The 18,560-nt window shown below is 64.3% G+C and carries 18 protein-coding genes; 6 read left to right on the top strand and 12 right to left on the bottom strand.

From position 1 onward, the window contains the following. Positions 1 to 68 precede the first annotated feature (68 nt). The 3 genes from EJ076_RS24300 to EJ076_RS24310 form a co-directional block, all read right to left on the bottom strand. Positions 69 to 1,076, bottom strand: a complete 1,008-nt coding sequence (locus EJ076_RS24300) for a substrate-binding domain-containing protein (protein ID WP_126069531.1) — start codon at positions 1,074 to 1,076, stop codon at positions 69 to 71. 98 nt (positions 1,077 to 1,174) lie between these two features. Further along, positions 1,175 to 2,083 carry a sugar phosphate isomerase/epimerase gene (locus tag EJ076_RS24305; protein ID WP_126069532.1) on the bottom strand — a complete coding sequence of 303 codons (909 nt, stop codon included), beginning with the start codon at positions 2,081 to 2,083 and terminating at the stop codon, positions 1,175 to 1,177. Further along, positions 2,080 to 3,111 (bottom strand): Gfo/Idh/MocA family oxidoreductase, encoded by a 1,032-nt coding sequence (locus EJ076_RS24310; RefSeq protein ID WP_126069533.1) that lies wholly within the window; start codon positions 3,109 to 3,111, stop codon positions 2,080 to 2,082. Before EJ076_RS24310 ends, EJ076_RS24305 begins: the two co-directional genes overlap by 4 nt. A 197-nt stretch (positions 3,112 to 3,308) precedes the next feature. Here EJ076_RS24310 and EJ076_RS24315 point away from each other — a divergent pair, with 197 nt between their 5' ends. After that, a complete protein-coding gene (locus EJ076_RS24315; protein ID WP_126069534.1) occupies positions 3,309 to 4,334 on the top strand; it encodes a LacI family DNA-binding transcriptional regulator in 1,026 nt (341 codons plus the stop codon). 182 nt (positions 4,335 to 4,516) lie between these two features. Here EJ076_RS24315 and EJ076_RS24320 read toward each other — a convergent pair whose 3' ends face one another. The 3 genes from EJ076_RS24320 to EJ076_RS24330 form a co-directional block, all read right to left on the bottom strand. Then, positions 4,517 to 4,831, bottom strand: coding sequence for a hypothetical protein (locus EJ076_RS24320; RefSeq protein ID WP_126069535.1), 315 nt, complete (start codon positions 4,829 to 4,831; stop codon positions 4,517 to 4,519). Positions 4,832 to 4,910: 79 nt separating this feature from the next. Further along, positions 4,911 to 6,464 (bottom strand): trimethylamine methyltransferase family protein, encoded by a 1,554-nt coding sequence (locus EJ076_RS24325; RefSeq protein ID WP_126069536.1) that lies wholly within the window; start codon positions 6,462 to 6,464, stop codon positions 4,911 to 4,913. A gap of 12 nt (positions 6,465 to 6,476) precedes the next feature. Further along, complete coding sequence (locus EJ076_RS24330) at positions 6,477 to 8,888, bottom strand: FAD-dependent oxidoreductase (RefSeq protein WP_126069537.1); 2,412 nt, start codon at positions 8,886 to 8,888, stop codon at positions 6,477 to 6,479. Positions 8,889 to 9,198: 310 nt separating this feature from the next. On the opposite strand from EJ076_RS24330, the gene EJ076_RS24335 reads away from it, so the two are divergent. Further along, entirely contained in the window at positions 9,199 to 10,677 is a 1,479-nt protein-coding gene (locus EJ076_RS24335) for an esterase-like activity of phytase family protein (RefSeq protein ID WP_126069538.1), read from the top strand. A gap of 60 nt (positions 10,678 to 10,737) precedes the next feature. Here EJ076_RS24335 and EJ076_RS24340 read toward each other — a convergent pair whose 3' ends face one another. Then, positions 10,738 to 11,529: a L,D-transpeptidase gene (locus EJ076_RS24340; protein ID WP_126069539.1), complete on the bottom strand. Its 792-nt coding sequence runs from the start codon at positions 11,527 to 11,529 to the stop codon at positions 10,738 to 10,740. A gap of 194 nt (positions 11,530 to 11,723) precedes the next feature. Between EJ076_RS24340 and EJ076_RS24345 the strand changes: the two genes are divergently transcribed. Then, complete coding sequence (locus EJ076_RS24345; RefSeq protein ID WP_245462871.1) at positions 11,724 to 13,184, top strand: MATE family efflux transporter; 1,461 nt, start codon at positions 11,724 to 11,726, stop codon at positions 13,182 to 13,184. Between the two features lie 102 nt (positions 13,185 to 13,286). Here EJ076_RS24345 and EJ076_RS24350 read toward each other — a convergent pair whose 3' ends face one another. Further along, positions 13,287 to 13,688 carry an SH3 domain-containing protein gene (locus EJ076_RS24350; RefSeq protein ID WP_126069541.1) on the bottom strand — a complete coding sequence of 134 codons (402 nt, stop codon included), beginning with the start codon at positions 13,686 to 13,688 and terminating at the stop codon, positions 13,287 to 13,289. A gap of 240 nt (positions 13,689 to 13,928) precedes the next feature. On the opposite strand from EJ076_RS24350, the gene EJ076_RS24355 reads away from it, so the two are divergent. Beyond that, positions 13,929 to 14,504 carry a TMEM175 family protein gene (locus EJ076_RS24355; protein ID WP_126069542.1) on the top strand — a complete coding sequence of 192 codons (576 nt, stop codon included), beginning with the start codon at positions 13,929 to 13,931 and terminating at the stop codon, positions 14,502 to 14,504. Between the two features lie 3 nt (positions 14,505 to 14,507). On the opposite strand, the gene EJ076_RS24360 is transcribed toward EJ076_RS24355, so the two are convergent. Then, on the bottom strand, positions 14,508 to 14,789 hold the full coding sequence (locus EJ076_RS24360; RefSeq protein WP_023668298.1) for a hypothetical protein: 282 nt from the start codon (positions 14,787 to 14,789) through the stop codon (positions 14,508 to 14,510). A 157-nt stretch (positions 14,790 to 14,946) separates the two neighbouring features. On the opposite strand from EJ076_RS24360, the gene EJ076_RS24365 reads away from it, so the two are divergent. Further along, entirely contained in the window at positions 14,947 to 15,813 is an 867-nt protein-coding gene (locus EJ076_RS24365) for an SDR family NAD(P)-dependent oxidoreductase (protein ID WP_109668214.1), read from the top strand. Positions 15,814 to 15,816: 3 nt separating this feature from the next. Here the strand turns inward: EJ076_RS24365 and EJ076_RS24370 are convergent, their stop codons facing one another. The 3 genes from EJ076_RS24370 to EJ076_RS24380 form a co-directional block, all read right to left on the bottom strand. After that, the gene (locus tag EJ076_RS24370) at positions 15,817 to 16,242 is read right to left on the bottom strand and encodes a low affinity iron permease family protein (protein WP_126069543.1); all 426 of its coding nucleotides are present in this window, start codon (positions 16,240 to 16,242) and stop codon (positions 15,817 to 15,819) included. A gap of 313 nt (positions 16,243 to 16,555) precedes the next feature. Beyond that, positions 16,556 to 17,197 carry a DapH/DapD/GlmU-related protein gene (locus EJ076_RS24375; RefSeq protein ID WP_126069544.1) on the bottom strand — a complete coding sequence of 214 codons (642 nt, stop codon included), beginning with the start codon at positions 17,195 to 17,197 and terminating at the stop codon, positions 16,556 to 16,558. Positions 17,198 to 17,283: 86 nt separating this feature from the next. Continuing rightward, positions 17,284 to 17,787: a CreA family protein gene (locus EJ076_RS24380; RefSeq protein ID WP_126069545.1), complete on the bottom strand. Its 504-nt coding sequence runs from the start codon at positions 17,785 to 17,787 to the stop codon at positions 17,284 to 17,286. A gap of 188 nt (positions 17,788 to 17,975) precedes the next feature. Between EJ076_RS24380 and EJ076_RS24385 the strand changes: the two genes are divergently transcribed. Next, positions 17,976 to 18,554, top strand: a complete 579-nt coding sequence (locus tag EJ076_RS24385; protein WP_126069546.1) for an SCO family protein — start codon at positions 17,976 to 17,978, stop codon at positions 18,552 to 18,554. Positions 18,555 to 18,560 lie beyond the last annotated feature (6 nt).

An 18,560-nucleotide genomic window follows, 5' to 3' on the forward strand; every position in this document is an offset into this window, starting at 1 on the left:
GGTCCTCGCTTGATTGTCGCCAGCGGTCCCGCCGGCCGGGGCCTGATCCCGGCCGACGGCTTGGGAGGTCAGCGCAGCGCCTGCTTGGCAAGCTCGGCGACGATCTCGTAATTCTCAGGCGTGACGAAACCGGCACCGGTGTCGACATTCATCGGCGCCAGCCCGAGCACCACCTGCTGGCAGAGGCTGAGGATCGGCAGATAGCCCTGCAGGAACGGCTGCTGGTCGGCCGTCAGCTGCACCCAGCCACCCTTGAAACCCTCGACGATCTGCGGGCTGGTGTCGAAGCCGAAATTGAAGATGTCACCGGGTTTCCGCCCTGCCGCCTGCATGTAGGTCGGGACGTTGCCGAGCATCTGCCCACCGGGATAGCCGACCGCCTTGACGTCGGGGTTGTTGAGCAGTGCCGCGGTGATCACCGGAATCGCGAGGTTCGGATCGGCTGCCCACTCGGTTGCGGAGTTGATTTGAACGACATCAATGCCGGCTTCTTTCAGTGCGGCCACTGTCCCGCGCTCGCGCGCACCCCTGCTCTCATTGTCGAACGGGCCGATCATGATCGCCTTGTCGCCGGACTTCAGCTTGGCCAGCTTGAACGCCTCGGCGCCGAGTGCGCGGCCCTGCGGCTCCTGCTGGGCGCCGACATAGCCGCCGCCGAACGCTGCCGTTACTGTTGGCACCGGCACGTTCTGGTACATCATCTTGATGCCGTCCTTATGCGCCTGTTCGGCCAGCGGCATGATCGACGCGTCGCCCGGATGACCCATCATGGCGATGCCGTTAGGCTTGACCGCGACCGCCTCACGCAATTGCTGCACCATCTTTTCGATGTCCCAGCCCGAGAAGATGTAGTCGACCTTCGGCCCGAGATCGGCCGCCGCCTGCTTGGCGCCATTATAGACGATGGTGCCGAAGGCGTCGCCCTCGGCGCCGCCGACGAAGAAGCGGATGTGGACGTCCTTGCACCATTGGGCGTCGAGCGCCTGTGCGGGCAAGGTGGAGATTGCAGCGGCAAGCGCCGTGGCAGCGGCCACGACGGTCGAGCGCAGAAGTGTCGTTCTGATCGCGATGCTCATGCACGTTCCTCCCATTGTTTCCCTCGTCAGCCGAGGGGCTTTCTGACGATTACTTCGGCAGTACCACTTGACGGCCGGCTCCTCCCGCCGGCCGATCCTCACACCGGGTTGGGCAGGTAGCTGGCGCCTCCCCGGCATTGCTTCAGATACTCCAGCGCTCGCACCTGTCCGGTGATTTCGAGATCGCCGCGATAGACCGGGTCGTGCCAGCCTTCGATGTCGATGGCGCCCTTGTATCCGGCCAGCCGCAATTCGCTGATCACGCGCGTCCAGTCGCTGTCGCCGAAGCCGGGCGTGCGCATCTGCACGAAGGGCAAACTGCCGAACACGCCATGTTCGCGGATGACGTCCCAGCGCACCGTCGCGTCCTTGCCGTGGACGTGGAAGATGCGCGGCGCCCATTTGCGGATCTGCGGCATCGGATCGATCAGATAGACGAGTTGGTGGCAGGGCTCCCATTCCAGCCCCAGATTGTCGTCGGGCACTTCGTTGAACATCAGCTCCCAGGCGTGGGGATTGTGGGCGATGTTCCAGTCGCCGCTGGCCCAGTTGCCGTCCATCGCGCAGTTCTCGAAGGCGATCCGCACGCCCTTGTCGGCGGCGCGTCTAGCCAGCGGTCCCCACACCTCGCGAAAACGCGGCAGGCTGTCGGTCAACTTCTTGCCGCGCAGGCGGCCGGTGAAGCCGCTGACCATCGAAGCGCCGAACAGATGCGCATTGTCGATCACCGTTTCCCAGGCCTTGAGCACGCCGCGATCAACCTCGCCGTCTTCCAGCGGATTGCCGAACACGCCGATCGAGGACACGGTGACGTCGGTATCACCGATCGCGTCGCGGATCTGGCCGGCGAGCCGCGGCAGGTCCTTGCCGCCCAGCGTCTGCCAGAAGAACGGCTGGATGCTCTCGAAGCCGAGTGGCAGGATCTGTTTGATGTAGGCGGCTGGATCATCGAGGTTTGCCCGCACCATGGTGCCGATCCGAATGTCGAGAAGCGGGTTTGGCGTCATTGTGCTTCCTTTGCGATTGCAACGCGGCGTCCGGTTTCGGCGCTTTCGATCGCGCCGAAAACCATGGCCAGGCTCTTGATGTTGTCGGCGCCACGCGTCTCCGGATCGGTGCCGGTCTCGATGGCGTGGATGAAATCCTGCATGATGCCGAGATGGCCACCGATGCGGTCTGCGGGATCGAGCGGCGGCACGTCGATCGGCTGGGTCTTGTCGATCAGGCCATCGCGGCCCGACGCCACCACCTCTGCCTTCAGCGCATCGTTGCCGTCCCAGATGAGGCTGCCGCGCTCGGCGACTATACGCCAGCTGCTTTCCCAACTGGTGCGGAAGCCGGCGGCGCACCAGGAACCGGCATAGGTAAAAACCTTGCCGCCGCCGAGGTCGAAGACGGCGCTGGCCGACGATCCCTGCCGGTACCAGGAATTGGCCGGCTCCCACTCCTGGCAATAGACGCCGGACGGCTCGCCGGCGACCATGTAGCGGGCGGCGTCGAAGGTGTGGATCGCCATGTCGAGCAGCAGGACATGGGCCATCTCCTCGCGAAAGCCACCGAAATGCGGCGCGACGAAGAAGTCGGCATGGATACTGGTCGGCGCACCAATGGCGCCGGAAGAGAGGAAGCGCCTGATGCGCCTGACATTGGCGACGTAGCGCCGGTTTTGCACGACGGCATGGACGCGGTTTGCCCGGCGCGCGGCCTCGACGATGGCGCGCGCATTCTCCGGACTGTCGGCGAGCGGTTTTTCCGTCAAGAGATGGCAATCGTGCGCAAAGGCGGAAAGCGCGACCGCCCGCCGGGCCGCGGGAACCACCACATCGAACACCGCTTGCGGTTTGGTCTGGTCGAGCACGGCGTCGAGGCTGCTGCCGATGACGGCATTGGTGAGGCCGTATTCTTGCGCCCTCGCCCGCGCCCTGTCGGCATCGAGGTCGACAAGGCCGACAATGGCGAGCCCGTCGATTTGCCTTGCGGCATCGAGCCAGGCTTTGCTCATCGCTCCGCAGCCGACCAGGACGGCATTGATCATCCGGCGCTCCTCCTCCGCTCGGTCCCTCCAGACCGATCGTCACGGCATCCACGGCAGGACCGTAAACGTTTTTCCGTAAACGTTTACGAGAACACACCCGAAGGCGTAGAATGTCAATTGGCCGCTTGCGAAAATCGTCTTGTCACCTTGGCCTGAGCGGCCGCCGGTGCTAGCCAAGCAAGGGGGAGAACAGTCACTTGGCATCCAGCATTCACGATCTTGCCCGTCACCTGAACATTTCGATCGGCACCGTGTCGCGGGCGCTGAACGGTCGCGCCGACGTCAACGCCGACACACGAAAGCGCGTGCTCGAGGCAGCCAGGACGCTCAACTATTCGCCGAACCAGTCCGGCCGCAGCCTGCGGCAAGGCGCCACCCATTCGATCGCCTTCATGCTGCAGCCGCATCCGGGCGACCAGCAATACGGCGAGCCGTTCTTCATTCCGTTCCTGATCGGGCTGCAGGCCAGGCTCGCCGAAAGCGGGCTCGACCTGATCGTGGTGATGGGCGCGCCGGGCGACTATCAGCAGGAGCGCCTGCGCCGTGTCGTCGAAACGCGCCGCGCCGATGCGGTGCTGCTGGCCTGGACGCGGCGCGAGGACGAGCGCATCGACTATCTCACCCAGACCGGCTTTCCGTTCGCCACGCTTGGACGCAGCCGTTCCGGGGCCAAATCCTACCCTTCCCTCGACCTTGATTTCGAGAAGGCCGGGGCCGACGCGGTCGACCGCCTCGTGGCGCGCGGCCACCGCCGCATCGCCGCCATCCGCCCGTCGCTCGACCTCAACTTCGGCTATCTGTTCCTGGCCGGCTACCGCAAGGCCTTGCGGCGGCACGGCATCGAGGTCGACCCCGAGCTGATCGCCTCCGGCTTCATCAACGAGGCCGGCGGCTATGAGGTAATCCCCCAGGTCATGCGCGCCAAGGACCCGCCGACCGCCATCATCTTCAACAATGACGCGATGGCGCTTGGCGGCTGCAAGGCGCTGGCCGAGATGGGCATCAAGCCGGGTCACGACATGGCGGTGACCGTCATCGTCGACACGCCGCTCTGCCGCTATTTCTCACCGGCGCTGACCGCCTTCCGCCCGGCGCTGGAGCCGATGGGACAGCGGCTCGCCGAAATGCTGCTGGCCTCGATCCCGGCCTTCGCCGGCCCGGAAGGTCCGCGGATCATACGCGAAGTCTGGCCGCTGGAGTTGGTCGCACGCGACAGCGATTGATGGTGGCGGATCGGCCGTGAAATTTGCCTGGCCAGGCCTCAAGGTGTGTTGAGATTCAGGTCAGGCCGAGTCGAAAACGATGGTTTTCGAGAACCGGAGCGGAGCGTACTTTTCGTACTTGAGCACCGGAAGCGCAGAAAACCTTCGTTTGCAGGCCGGCATCACCTGAATACCGACACACCTTAGTCCACCTTCTTCTCGCCCCGTTCGCCGGCCTTGACGATATCACCCGTGGTGAACAGGATTTCCTTCAGTTCCGCCCGCCAGTCCTTCTTCTGGCGCAGCAGGAATTCGAGGTCCATGCCGAAATGCTTGAACTCCTCGCTCTGCGCATTTTTCATGATGGCGCGGGCCTGCGGGTCCTTCTCCACCGACATGCGCTGTTCATACCAGCTGATCGCTTCCGCCTCCTCGATCAGCGAGGTGATCATGCGGGCAAAGGTCCGTACCTTCTGCGTCAGCTCTTCAGGCGGTTCGTGATACTGGTCGAATCCCATGTCGTCCTCCGTTGGCCATTCCCATGAATGCCCGGGAGTGACACGGGTTCCGCGTTATCACTGCAATTCCGCCAGTGCCTCACGACACCGGTGCGGCTCCGCCCTCTGCGGTGCGCCGGGCGATGAATTCGTCGAGAACGCCTGATGTGGCGACGGCGGAAGCCGGCGGCACGAAATCGGCCAGCGCGCGCCTCCAGACGCCGGTGGCGCGCTCGCTCGCCGTCTTCGACCCGCTTTGCGTCCAGTTGCCGAAATTCGACCAGTCGGCCACCAGCGGCTCGTAGAAAGCGGTGCGGTAGCGCGCCATGGTGTGGCCGGCCGAGAAGAAGTGGCCGCCCGGCTGCACCTCGGCGATCGCTTCGAAACCGATCGTATCGGTGTCGCCGGGCGTCGTGGCGCAGAGCTCGGCCACCGTCTGCAGCGCCTCGATGTCGGTGATGAGTTTCTCGAAGGAGACGCTGAGGCCACCCTCCAGCCAGCCGGCGGCATGGATGCACATCGTCGCCCCGGCCAGCACCGAGCCCCACAGCGCGAACTGCGTTTCGTGCGCGGCCTGCGCATCCGAGATGTTGGCCGCACTGCCGCCGCCGGATCGCCACGGCAGCCCGGTGAAGCGCGCCAGCTGGCCGGCGCCCAGCGTCGCCTTGACGTGCTCGGGCGTGCCGAAGGCTGGCGCCCCGGATTTCATGTCGACATTGGAGGAGAAGGAACCGTAGACGACCGGCGCACCCGGCCGCACGATCTGCGCCAGCGTCAGTCCGGCCAGCGCTTCGGCATGCTGCAGCGTCAGCGCGCCGGCGACAGTGATCGGCGCCATGGCGCCTGCCAGGCAGAACGGCGTGATGACGGAGACCTGGCCGGCGCGGGCGAAATCGATGATGCCTTGCGCCATCGGAATGTCGAGTTGGCGCGGCGAGTTGGTGTTGATGACGGTGTAGCAATGCGCTCTTGCCAGAAACTCCTCTTCCGACAGGCCGCGCGCCAGCCGCAGCATTTCGAAGCCGTCCTCGACCTGCGGCATGCCGCGCGCGAAGATGAACGGAAACTTGTCCGACAGCGTCAGCTGCGCACGGTTGACGGCATAGTGGCGAAAGCGGTTGTCGACATCCTGCGGCTCGATGCAGGGTCCCAGCATATGCAGCACGTCGAAATGCTGCACCAGCCGCATCAGATCCTCGAAATCGGCCAGCGTTCCCGGCCGCCTGCCGCGCTCGAGATCGGTGACGTTCGGCGCCCCGCATCCAGCCAGGAAGGTCATCGAGCCGAGTTCGAGCGTCAGATCGCGGGCGCGGGAACCGGCATGGGCGTGGATCGACTTCGGCGCCGAGGCGAGTGCAGCCGTCACCATGTCACGGCCGATGCGCACCATGTCGGTGTCAGGGTCGACCAAGGCGCCTGCATTGGCGAAATGCTCACGCGCCTGCGGCAGCAGCACCTTGATGCCAAGCTCTTCCAGCACCCGCAGCGCCGTGTCGTGGATCGAAGCCACCTGATCATCCGAAAAGATCGGCTGCGGCAGGAACGGGTTCTTCAGCGAATGGTAATTGGGCCGGCGGCTGCTTTCGCTGCCGGCCTCGCCCGTGCGTCCGCGCCGCCGTTCGCGCCTGCTGTCCCGTGCCGCGTCATCGACCATCAGAAATCCTCCTCATTGCCGCATCGCCTTGCCCAAGGGATCGTAGGGTGAAGCCGCGATGACACGCGCTGGCCGCTCCTCACCCACAACATGCACCGAGAGCGCGGTGCCCTCGCCTGCGAAATCGCGGTCGACAAGCGCCAGTGCCAGGCTCTTGCCGACCGTATAGCCATAGCCACCCGACGTGACGAAGCCGACGCGCCGGCCCTGGTGCCAGACCGGTTCGAAGCCGCTGGCGTCGGCGTCGAGCGCATCGACTTCAAGCGTCACCAGGCATTGCCCGCTGCCCGCCTCCCGCTCCTTCAGCGCCGCTTCGCGGCCGATGAAATCCCCCTTGCCGAAAGCGATGAAGCGGTCGAGGCCGGTCAGGCCGGGCGTATAGCCTTGAGTGAATTCGCGCGACCAGATGCCGAAGCTTTTTTCCAGCCGCAGCGCATTGAGCGCATAATAGCCAATCTCGGCAAGGCCGAGGTCCTCGCCTGCGGCCAGCAGCGTTTCGCGCAAAGTGGCATGCGTGGTCGCGGGGCAACTGATTTCGAAGCCGAGTTCGCCTGATATCGACAGCCGCGCCACACGTGCCTGCACCATGCCGATGTCGAATGCGCCGCAGGCCATGAACGGCAATGCCGCGCCGGACACATCCTGATGCGTCGTGCGCTCCAGGATCTTGCGCGCATTCGGGCCCGTCAGGAGGAAACCGCACATCGTGTCGGAGAGGTCGGTGACAGTGACGCCCACAGCCGCACGGCTCTCGAACCAGCGCATGTGGAATTCCCGGAGATAGTAGGAGCCCATCAGCCAATAGCCGTCGCCGCCCCAGTTGAAGACGGTGAGGTCGCCCTTCAGCCGTCCGTCATGGCCGAGCATCGGCGCCAACCTCGCCTGCCCCGCTTTCGGCAGCTTGCAGGCGAGCAGCCGGTCGAGCCAGGCCTCCGCACCGGGCCCCGACACCGCATAGCGCGAATAGGCCGAGATATCGACGAGACCGGCGGCGCGCCGCACCTGCAGCGCCTCGTCACCAACGATATCGAAGGCGTTGGAGCGGCGCAGCGTCGTGTTCTCGGCAAACCCCATCGGCGCGAAATAGGCCGGGATCTCCAATCCCCATGACGCCGTCCATTCGCATCCTGCCGCGCTCATGCCGTCATAGGCGCCGGGGCGTTTCAGCGGCCGGCCGGCCGGCAGCCGCTCATTGGGAAAGGTCATGACGAAGCGGCGCGAATAGAACTGGCGCGTCGTCTGCTTGAGATATTCGCGGTTGGCGGCGAAGGCGCCGTAACGAGCAATGTCCATGCCGAAGATGTCGGCCTGCGGTTCGCCATAGATCATCCATTCGGCCAGCGATTTACCGACACCGCCGCCCTGGCTGAAGCCGGCCATGACGCCGCAGGCGACCCAATAGTTCTTCAACCCGCGCACCGGCCCGACGATCGGATTGCCGTCCGGCGTGAAGGTGAAGGCGCCGTTGACCCATTTGCGGATGCCGGCCGTCGCCAGGCAAGGGAAGCGCTCATGCGCCTTGGCGAGTTCCGGGCTGATGCGGTCGATGTCTTCCGGGATCAGCTCGATGCCGTAGTCCCACGGCGCGCCATCCATGTTCCAGTGCTTTGGGTTCTGCTCATAGACGCCAAGCAGCACGCCCTTGCGCTCTTGCCTGAGATACGAAAACCCGTCGAGATCGACGGCGATGCCGATCTCCCGGTCAAGTGCTGCGATCTCCGGAATGTCCTCGGTGATGAAATAATGGTGCTCCATCGGCGTCACCGGCAGGTCGACGCCGGCCATGCGGCCGAGCTGCTTTGCCCACAGCCCGCCAGCATTGACGACATGTTCGGCGATGATGGTGCCCTGCTCCGTGACGACGTCCCAGCGCCCGTCGGCGCGCGCCTTCAGCTCGACGACCCGGTTGCGCAGGATGATGTCGGCGCCGCGCTTCTTCGCGGCACCGGCATAGGCGTGCGTCGTGCCGTACGGGTCGAGATGGCCTTCGTTGGAATCATGCAGGCCGCCAAGGACGCCGGTGACGTCCACGATCGGGCAGATCGCCTTGATCTCGTCGGGCGTCACCAGCCGCGCGGTCTCGATGCCGACCGACTGGAACACCGCCCAGGCCGATTTCAGCCACTCCCAGCGCGCGGGATCGCTGGCGATGTTGACGCCGCCGGTCATGTGCAGGCCGATGTTTTGACCGGATTCGGCTTCGATCTCCCGGTAGAGATTGATGGTGTAGTCCTGCAGCGCCGCTACGTTCGGGTCGGCGTTGAGCGCGTGGAAACCGGCTGCCGCGTGCCAGGTCGAACCGGCCGTCAATTCGGCACGCTCGATCAGCGCCACATCGCTCCAGCCGAACCGCGTCAGATGGTAGAGCACCGAGGCTCCAACCACGCCACCTCCGATGACGACTGCGCGGTAGTGCGACTTCAAGGCTTCCCCTCCACGGCTGGTCCGAAGGCTGGATCATATACGCACTAGACATAAGTGTCTAGTGCCGGCGCACGCGCGCGCCTTTTCGTCGACCGGAGTCCGACGGAGTGATCAATTCTTTCCGCCAGGCGCACGTTTTGTCGGCGCGTGAAGAAGACGGCGGGCATGCACCGCGCGCTGTCACGCAAGCATCATGTTCGCGCCGTAGACCGCGTTTCGGGGAGGCGCGCGCGGCATCATCGATGTCGCACCTCTTTCAGCTTTTCGTCCCGCGGCCGCTCCGGCACATCTGTCACAAAGAGGATTGTCCATGAAACACCTGTACCGAACCGCGTCGCTCGGCGTCGCGCTGGCCTTGTTCACCGCCTTGACGCCGGCGCTCGCCGACAGCACCGCGACCGTCGGCGGCCTCGTCAACAAGGGGCTGGTCGGCGTCGGCCGCATCCCGGCCGCTCAGCGCGACAAGTTCGGCGAGACGTTCGGCTCCGGTTCCGGCATGGCGATCGACACATCAGGCTGGACGCATGACGCCGCCGGCTACAAGGGTTCGCTCTGGCTGCTGCCGGACCGTGGCTACAATGTCGTCGGCACCACCGACTACCGGCCGCGCCTCAACACGATCGGCATCGAATTTGCCCCGGTCGCACCGGGCGCGGCACCCGCTGCCGGCCAGGAGCAGACGGGCGTCAAGGCGACGCTTGCCGACACCATGCTGCTCACCGATGACAAGGGCGCTGACGCCACCGGCCTCGATCCGCTCAACGGCGTGCGCGCGGCAAGCGGCGATATGCCGATCCTGCCGCAGGCCGACAACGGCAAGCTGGCGCTCGACAACGAGGCGATCGTGCGGCTGCCCGACGGCTCGATGTTCATCTCCGACGAATACGGCCCGAACATCTACCGGTTCTCCGCCGACGGCCATCTGTTGTCGGCGACCCAGCCACCGGCCGCGCTGGTGCCGATGCGCCACGGCGCGCCGAACTTCGCCTCGGACAATCCGGGCCCTGGTGCTGCCGAACCCGATCCGAAGGATCCCGATACCGGCCGCCAGAACAACCAGGGTCTCGAAGGCATGGCGATGACGCCGGACGGCAAGTTCCTGATCGCCGTGCTGCAGTCGGCGACCAGGCAGGATGGCGGCGATTCCGGCTCGACCCGCCAGAACACCAGGGCGCTGGTCTATGACGCATCCGACCTCGGCCATCTCAAGCTGGCGCATGAGTATGTCGTGCCGCTGCCGGTGTTCAAGGATGCCAAGGGCAAGACCAAGATCGCCGCGCAAAGCGAGATCGTAGCGCTCTCCGATAAAACCTTCCTGATGCTGACGCGCGACAGCGGCAACGGCCAGGGGCTGAAGGGCGACACCTCGCTGGTGCGCCAGATCTTCGTCGTCGACGTCTCGGCCGCAACCGACATCGCCGGCGGCGCCTTCGATGCCGCCGACAAGCCGCTGGCGCCCAAGGGCGTGCTCGACCCGTCGGTGACGCCGGCCAAGCTGACGCCGTTCATCGACATCAACGACAAGGGCGAGCTCGGCCGCTTCGGCCTGCACAATGGCGCGCCGAACGACAAGAACAACCTTTCGGAGAAGTGGGAGGCGATGTCGGTGGTAAGCGTTCTCGATCCGAAGCTGCCCGACGACTACTTCCTGTTCGTCGCCAACGACAACGACTTCCTCGCACAGGACGGCTTCCAGGTCGGCGCACCCTACAAGGCCGAGGACGGCGCCGATGTCGACACCATGTTCCTGGTCTACCAGGTCACGCTGCCGGGTCTGACCAAGAAGTAACAACACCTGTTCAGGCGGGTGCACCGAGCGCGTCCGCCTGAGCAGATCGTGAAAAGGCTCTTACTTCAACATCTCCGCGTCCCTTGGCACGCCGGCATCGATCGGCTCGGCCGTCCTGTTCGACACCGCGCTGATCTTGCCGGCGGCCGACAAATTGGGGCGCACGAAGACCTGTGCTGGGCCGTTGATCCGGCTGTAGAGGTCGATGATGTCCTGGTTCATGAAGCGCACGCAGCCCGACGATGCATTCTTGCCGATGGAATCCCACTCCGGCGTGCCGTGCAGCCGGTACATCGTGTCCTTGCCGTCGCGGAACAGATACAGCGCGCGGGCGCCGAGCGGGCTCTGCGGGCCGGGCGGCATGCCGTCCTTGTATTTCGCCAGTTCCGGCCGGCGCTGGATCATTTCCGGCGGCGGCGTCCAGACTGGCCACTTCTTCCTCGCCTGGACCACGGCGCTGCCGGTCCATCCGAAACCGGCCTTGCCGAGGCTGACGCCATAGCGGATAGCTTTTCCGCCGTCGCGCACCAGATAGAGGAAGTGCTCGGAGACATCGACGACGATCGTGCCGGGCTTTTCTCCGGTCGGGTCGTCCACGATCTGGCGCACGAACTTCGGAGCGAGCTTGGCGACCGGGATTGCAGGCAGCTGATAGCCCTCGTCGGTGCGCGCCGCATACATGCTTGCGGTATCGCCGAAAGCCGGATCGCTTGGCGGTGCAGCCACCGGCGGCGGCGGCGCCACATCCGTCGTGGTGCACGCCGAAAGAGCCAAGGAAGCCGCGCCCAAGGCGGATGCACCGAGGAACGCGCGCCGGCTCAGGCGTTCAGAAAACAGCGGAATATCGGACATGAACCCCCCGGTCTATCCAGATCTGTAGGGCAGATCTGTAGGAATGCGGCCCCACGCATCGAGGATCAATATCCCATTCCGGAAGCTTTGAGAACATGATTAGATCCAGGCATGACCTGTTCCGTTGAATCGGCAATCATCGCGGACCGGACTTGAGTTAAACCTTCGCCGAGTTGCCAGCCATGGACGAGAAAATGCTCACGCGCCGGCGTACCGGCGACCTGACCAGCGGCCCGATCCCGCGCACGCTTCTGCTATTCGCCCTGCCGGTGCTCGGCTCCAACGTGCTGCAGTCGCTCAACGGTTCGATCAACGCCGTCTGGGTCGGCCGCTTCCTCGGCGAATCGGCGCTGACCGCCACCTCCAACGCCAACCTCGTCCTGTTCCTGATCCTCGGCACGGTGTTCGGCATCGGCATGGCGGCGACCATCCTGGTGGCGCAGTCGGTCGGCGCCCGCGATCTGCCCGAGGCGCGCCGCATCGTCGGCACCAGCGCCACCTTCTTCTTCCTCGTCTCGGTGGTGTTCGCGGTCTGCGGCTGGATCTGGGTCGACGCCATCCTGGGCGCGCTCGGCACACCGGCCGACGCCTTGCCGCTGGCGCGCTCCTATCTGCGCATCATCTTCGTCGCCGTGCCGATGATGAACCTTCTCTCCTTCATCATGACCGTGCTGCGCGGTGCCGGCGATTCACGCACGCCCTTCTTCTTCATGGCGCTGGCCGTCGTTCTCGACATCGTGCTCAACCCGCTGCTCATCCGCGGCATCGGGCCGTTTCCCGAGCTCGGTATCGCGGGCTCCGCCACGTCCACGCTGATCGGCCAGACGGTGAGCGTGATCGCCATCCTCATCGTGCTCTATGTGCGCAAGCATCCGCTGCGTCTGGCCGGCGCCAACCTCGCTCTGCTGCGGCCGGACCCCACCTTGCTGCGCATCGTCGTCTTCAAGGGCGTGCCGATGGGTCTGCAGATGATCGTCATCTCGGCGGCAGCGCTGACGGTGATGGGCATGGTCAACTCCTACGGTTCGCAGGTTGCCGCCGCCTACGGCATCGCCGCCCAGCTATGGACCTACATCCAGATGCCGGCGCTCGCCATCGGTGCCGCCGTTTCCTCGATGGCGGCGCAGAATGTCGGCGCCGGGCGCTGGGACCGGATCGGCCGCATCGCCGCCTCAGGCGTCGGCTTCAACCTGGTCCTGACCGGCGCACTGGTTGCCGTGCTGTCGGTTTTCGACCGCTCGGTGCTGAGCCTATTCCTGAGCAGCGACAGTGCAGCGATCGACATCGCCGTCCACATCAACAATGTCGCGTCGTGGTCGTTCATCCTGTTCGGCATCACCATCGTGCTGTTCGCCACGGTGCGCGCCACCGGTGCGGTGATGCCGCCGCTGATCATCCTGGTGATCTCGGTGCTGGTCGTGCGAACCGGCTTTGCCTATTTCATGCGCGGCGTGATCGGCGAAGAAGCGCTGTGGTGGAGCTTTCCCACCGGTTCGATCACGTCGCTGGTGTTGGCCGCCGCCTACTACCGCTTCGGTCATTGGCGCACCCTGCACATGATCGAGGACAGGCCGGCCGCCGGCGAGCCGCCGGACACCGGACTTGGCGTGCCGCGTGGACGCGCGCATCTTTCGCCTGAGACGCCGAACGGCTGAAGGTCCGGATCCTTCTGGCCACGGACATGGCGACAGGGCCACAAGCTGATTGCGGCCCTGCCCGTCATGCGATCCGGAACGCCCGGACCGGCGCAATCAACCCTATTTGCAGGGGAAGCCGGGCGCGATCTTGCACTTGCCGGGACGCGGCTTGTGCGGCGGGCGATGGTGCGGAGGACGGTGCGGCCTGTGCTGCCAGTGCGGCCGATGCGGCGGGCGCACGATGATGATTGGCGGGCGGACGATCTGGGAGCGCTCGAGATAGCCGGCGCTGGCCCAGCCACTCACGCCGCCGCCATGGATTCTGCACCAGCCCGGCTCGCAGCCGGTAACACTCACCCTGAAACCGGCGGGCAGCGTTCCAACCTTGGCGTATCCCGCTCCCGGCCCGCTACGGACATTGAGGTTGGTCGTGGTGCGGGCGCTGTAGGCGAAGGCCGCGGCGGACGTCCCGAAGACCGCGGCCAGGATGGTCGCGACCACAAGCAGAAAACGAAATCTCATCAGTCCCTCCGTTCGAACCCCGGCCGTTCGTCTGCTTCGGCCGAGACTGCCCTGCGAGGGGAGAGGCCAAGCCAGGAAAAGTCAACATGCGGCCGCCGCAACCATCCTGATCAGCGGGACTGATGCCGGAGTTTCCCTGGATATGGTTGAGGAATTTCCCGAGCACCGTTTATCGGCCCTTCAACATCCGCTAACAGTTTACTGTCTTTCGACAATCCGTTGCGGGCAAAGGTGGGATCCATGGGCAAAGGCAGGGTCGAGGCATTCACCGACGGCGTCGTGGCCATCATCATCACCATCATGGTGCTTGAACTGAAAGTGCCGCATGGCGAGGATCTTTCGGCCCTGGTACCGCTGTGGCCTGTCTTCCTCTGCTACGTATTGTCCTTCATCAATGTCGGCATCTACTGGAACAATCTGCACAACATGTTCCACACCGTGCAACGCGTCGATGGTGGCGTGCTGTGGGCAAACCTCAATCTGCTGTTCTGGTTGTCGCTGATGCCGGTAACGACGGCCTTCATGGGCGAGAACCATTTCGCGCCGGTGCCGGTCGCGGTCTACGGCGCCGACCTCGCGCTAAGTGCTGTTGCCTTCAACATCCTGACCATCACTCTGCACCGGCTTCACGGCAGCGACAGCGCCTTTGCCAGGGCCCTGGGCGGCGACCGCAAAGGCAAGATCTCGCTCGCCTTCTACCTCGCGGCTATACCGCTCACCTTTGTCAGCCAATGGATTGGCGTCGCGATCTATGTGCTGGTCGCGACCGTATGGCTCGTGCCGGATACGCGTTTCGCGCGGGTAATCGAAAAGTAGCAGCTACTTGCGCATCGCTTTCAGTTTTTCCGCCACCGATGCGGCAAGGTCGGCATAGCGTTCCTCCAGCCGTTCCGCGGCTTTGATGATCGAGAAATCATGGCCGAACTTTTCCAGCGCCATGCGCAGTTTCTCGACGAACTCGGCTTGTTTCTCCAGGGCAGAAAAGAGTGTCTTCACCTGCGCTTCGCTGATGTCGGGATTGGCCAGCATCTGCGGCACCTCACGGCCCATCTGGTCGCCGGTGGCGGTCTGTTCCTTCAGGATTGCAACCCAGTCCGTCAATCAGGAAATCTCCATTTGCCTCGGCAAAAGTCTTCTTTTGTCTCGGCAACATGCGCAGCCTCGACCGGACTGGTCAACCCGACTAGGCGAGCAGAGGCTTGCGCAAGCCCGTTCCAGCGCTAAGTTCGGCGCCATCGAGAGAAGGAACCCATCGCGCATGATCACCGACACCGAAATCCAGACCGCCCTGCCCGCGCTTGGCCGAGGCAACGCCGCCGTCATCACCGGCGCCGCCAGCGGCATCGGTCTTGCGGCCGCCAAGCGGTTTGCGATGATGGGCATGAAGATCGTGCTGGCCGACATTGGCGGCGCGCGCCTTGACGACGCCGCGCGCGCCGTCTCTGCGATTGCTGGCGACGATGCCGTGCTTGCCGTCGCCGCCGACGTTTCGAAGGCGGATGAGGTGGACCGTCTCGCCGAACGGGCGTTCGGCGCCTTCGGCGACGTGTCGCTGCTGATGAACAATGCCGGCGTCGGCGACAATCCCGGAAAGCCCTGGGAAAACCGCGATGCCTGGAAACGGCTGCTGGACATCAATTTCTGGGGCGTCGTGCATGGCGTCGAGGCCTTCGCGCCGCACATGCTGGCCTCGGCCAGGCCTGGCCTGATCATCAACACCGGCTCCAAGCAAGGCATCACCACGCCGCCCGGCAACCTTGCCTACAATGTCTCCAAGGCCGGGGTGAAGACCTTCACCGAAGGTCTGGCGCATGCGCTGCGCAACGAGGCCGGCGGCCATGTCTCGGCCCATCTGCTGATCCCTGGCTTCACCTTCACCGGGCTGACCGAGGGCGCGACGGAAAAGCCGGCCGGCGCCTGGACCGGCGAACAGGTCGTTGATTTCATGTTGGAAGCCCTGACCAGGGGCGATTTCTACATCCTGTGCCCGGACAATGAGGCGGCGCGGCCGCTGGATGAAAAGCGCATGGCCTGGGCAATCGGCGACATTATCGAGAACCGCCCCGCTTTGTCGCGCTGGCATCCCGACTACAAGGAGCCTTTCGCCGCGTTCATGAAAGGCTGACCTTCAGGCCGCGTGCTTCTTCGGGGTGCGCTTCTGCGCCACGGCCTTCTTCGCCGCCGTGGCGGCGATATGCTCGTCGTGCCGCTTGGCGGCACGCTCGCATTTGTCGCGGATCTCCTCGACTTCTGATTCAGTCAGGTGCTCGATGCCGATGAAGTGGTTGTGGCCGGCGCTGACCCGGATCAGTTCGTCGAGCTTGGCCTGGATCGCCGCACCGTCGCGATTCTGGGTGTTCTGGATCAGGAACACCATCAGGAAGGTGATGACGGTCGTGCCCGTGTTGATGACGAGCTGCCATGTGTCCGAAAAGCCGAAGAACGGGCCGCTTACCGCCCAGACGACGACGATCAGGCAGCAGACGGCAAATGTCGGCGGCAGGCCGGCTATATGGGCGACCCAGTTGGCGATCTTGGTGAAAAGCTTTTCCATCTGTCGAAATCCCTCAACGCAGCGGCGCGATGAGAAACAACCGGCGACCGTTTCAGGTTCCCGACGCGGACAAATACCTCAGGCACAATTGAATACACGCATAAAGAGAATGCGGACGAAAATACACTTTACGGGTTCAATGTCACAGTAACCGTGCAGGCAAGAGAGCCTGTTCCTTCCGCTTCACAGCGGTTTACCTCCAGCCCCTTCCGCCGCGCCACCCCCGCATGGCGGAAGGGGTTTCAGTCCGCAGAGCGCGGAGCATGGTCTCCCGAAAGCGCCGCCCGGCTAGCGTCGACCTGTTTTTGGCAACTCAAACGGCGTCGTTTTCCCAGCGATCGAGGAAGGCTTCGATCGGCATCGCCTGCATATCGGGAACCGCTCTGGCGAGCTTTTCGACCGGCCAGTCCCACCAGGCGAGAGCTTCGATCCGCGCCGCAATATCCGGAGCGAAGCGTGGCCGGAGTGCCTTCGCCGGCACACCTGCGACGATTGCATAGGGCGGCACGTCCTGCGTCACCACTGCGTTAGCGCCGACCACCGCGCCATTGCCGATGGTGATCCCGGGCATGATCACCGCGCCGTGGCCGATCCAGACATCATGGCCGATGGTCACGGCTTTCGCTTGCCGCCGCGCGCGGAATGCGGCGTCGACGCCCAGCCAGCGAAAATACTCGTTCGGCCGGTAGCTGAGCTTGTGCTGGGTCAGCCGCTCGATGGGATGTTCTAGCGCATTGATACGGCTGTTGGCGGCGATCGAACAGAATTTGCCGATCGTCGTGTAGATCGCTTCCGAGTGGCGTTCGAAATAGGAGAAGTCGCCGACCGTTACCTCGCGCAGCACCACCCGCTCACCGATCGAGGCATAGCGGCCGAGCTTGCACGCTTTCAGCTCCGCGGTCGGATGGATGCGCGGCTCGGGGTCTTTCGGGACAAGGTTTTCGGAACGGTCCATGCTGGCGGCTTTACGTCAGAGCAATTGCTCCCGCAAGTCGCGAGCAATTGTCCGTCAGACCAATTGCGCGAAGGAGTTCGCTCCGCTCATTGCGGCTTGCCTTTGCTCCACACCACGTTCTGGCCGTAGAGCGGTACGGTGGTAACCGACATCTTGGCCGAGCCGTTCTGCACCTGGCGCGAATGCGAGAGATAGATCAGCGTCTCATTGGCCTTGTCGTAGATGCGGTTCACCACCTGCTTCTTCCAGATCAGGCTGATGCCTTGCTTGAACACTTCCTCGCCGCTCTCGCCCATGTCGATGTCGCCGATGGTAATCGGACCAGTCTGGCGGCAGGAGATCGAGGAATCGGACGGATCCTCGAACCAGTTTCCCTTGTGCAGGCGATCGATGATGCCGCGATCGAAATAGGAGACGTGGCAGGTCACGCCCTCCACCTTCGGATCCTTGATCGCCTCGACGATGATGTCGTTGCCGAGCCAATCGACGCCGACCTTGCCGACTTCCTCGGCGACGGCGGCGCCGGCGCCAAGGACAACGCACGCGGCCAACGCGCCGCCGATCAGTTTTCGCCCAATCAGTCCGTGCAAGGGTGCCTCCTGCGGTTCGAGTTGCCGGTCACAGGTGGGGCGAACAGCCCGGCTTTGCAAGCAGATACATCAACACCACCGCGGTTGCGGCAACGCGGCACTTTGCCTGCGCGGGGCCGAGCCGCTAAGACTGTCACACAGGCGTGGCATTGAGCCGGCGCGACGATTTCTGCAGACGGACTTTTCTGATGATGCGTTCTATCCTGGTCGGCATTCTCGTCCTGATGGCGGCCGGCATCGGCTGGCTGACCTTCGACTGGTACCGCGGTCACTATGGCGGCGAGCCCTTCGGCGCCGCCTTTACGCTGGTCGACCAGAAAGGCGCGCCGATCACCGAGGCCGCCTTCAGGGGCCAGCCCAGCGTCGTCTTCTTCGGCTTCACCCATTGTCCCGAGGTCTGCCCGACCACGCTGTTCGAACTGGCCGGCTGGCTGAAGACGCTCGGCGACGACGGCAAGAACCTGCACGCCTATTTCGTCTCGGTCGATCCGGAGCGCGACACGCCCGATGTCATGAACGCCTATGTCAGCAATTTCTCCGACCGCATCACCGGCATTACAGGCGATCCGGACAAGGTCCATGCGATGGCCAAGTCGTTCGGCATCTACTGGAAGAAGGTCGACACCGGCGACGGCGACTACACGATGGATCACACCGCCTCGGTGCTGCTGCTCAACGCCAAGGGCGACTTTGCGGGCACCATCGCGTATGGCGAAAGTTCGGACACGGCCGTCGCCAAACTGAAGCGGCTGGCGGCGAAGGGCTGACACAGA

Source organism: Mesorhizobium sp. M7D.F.Ca.US.005.01.1.1 (assembly GCF_003952545.1).
Classification (GTDB): Bacteria; Pseudomonadota; Alphaproteobacteria; order Rhizobiales; family Rhizobiaceae; genus Mesorhizobium; species Mesorhizobium loti.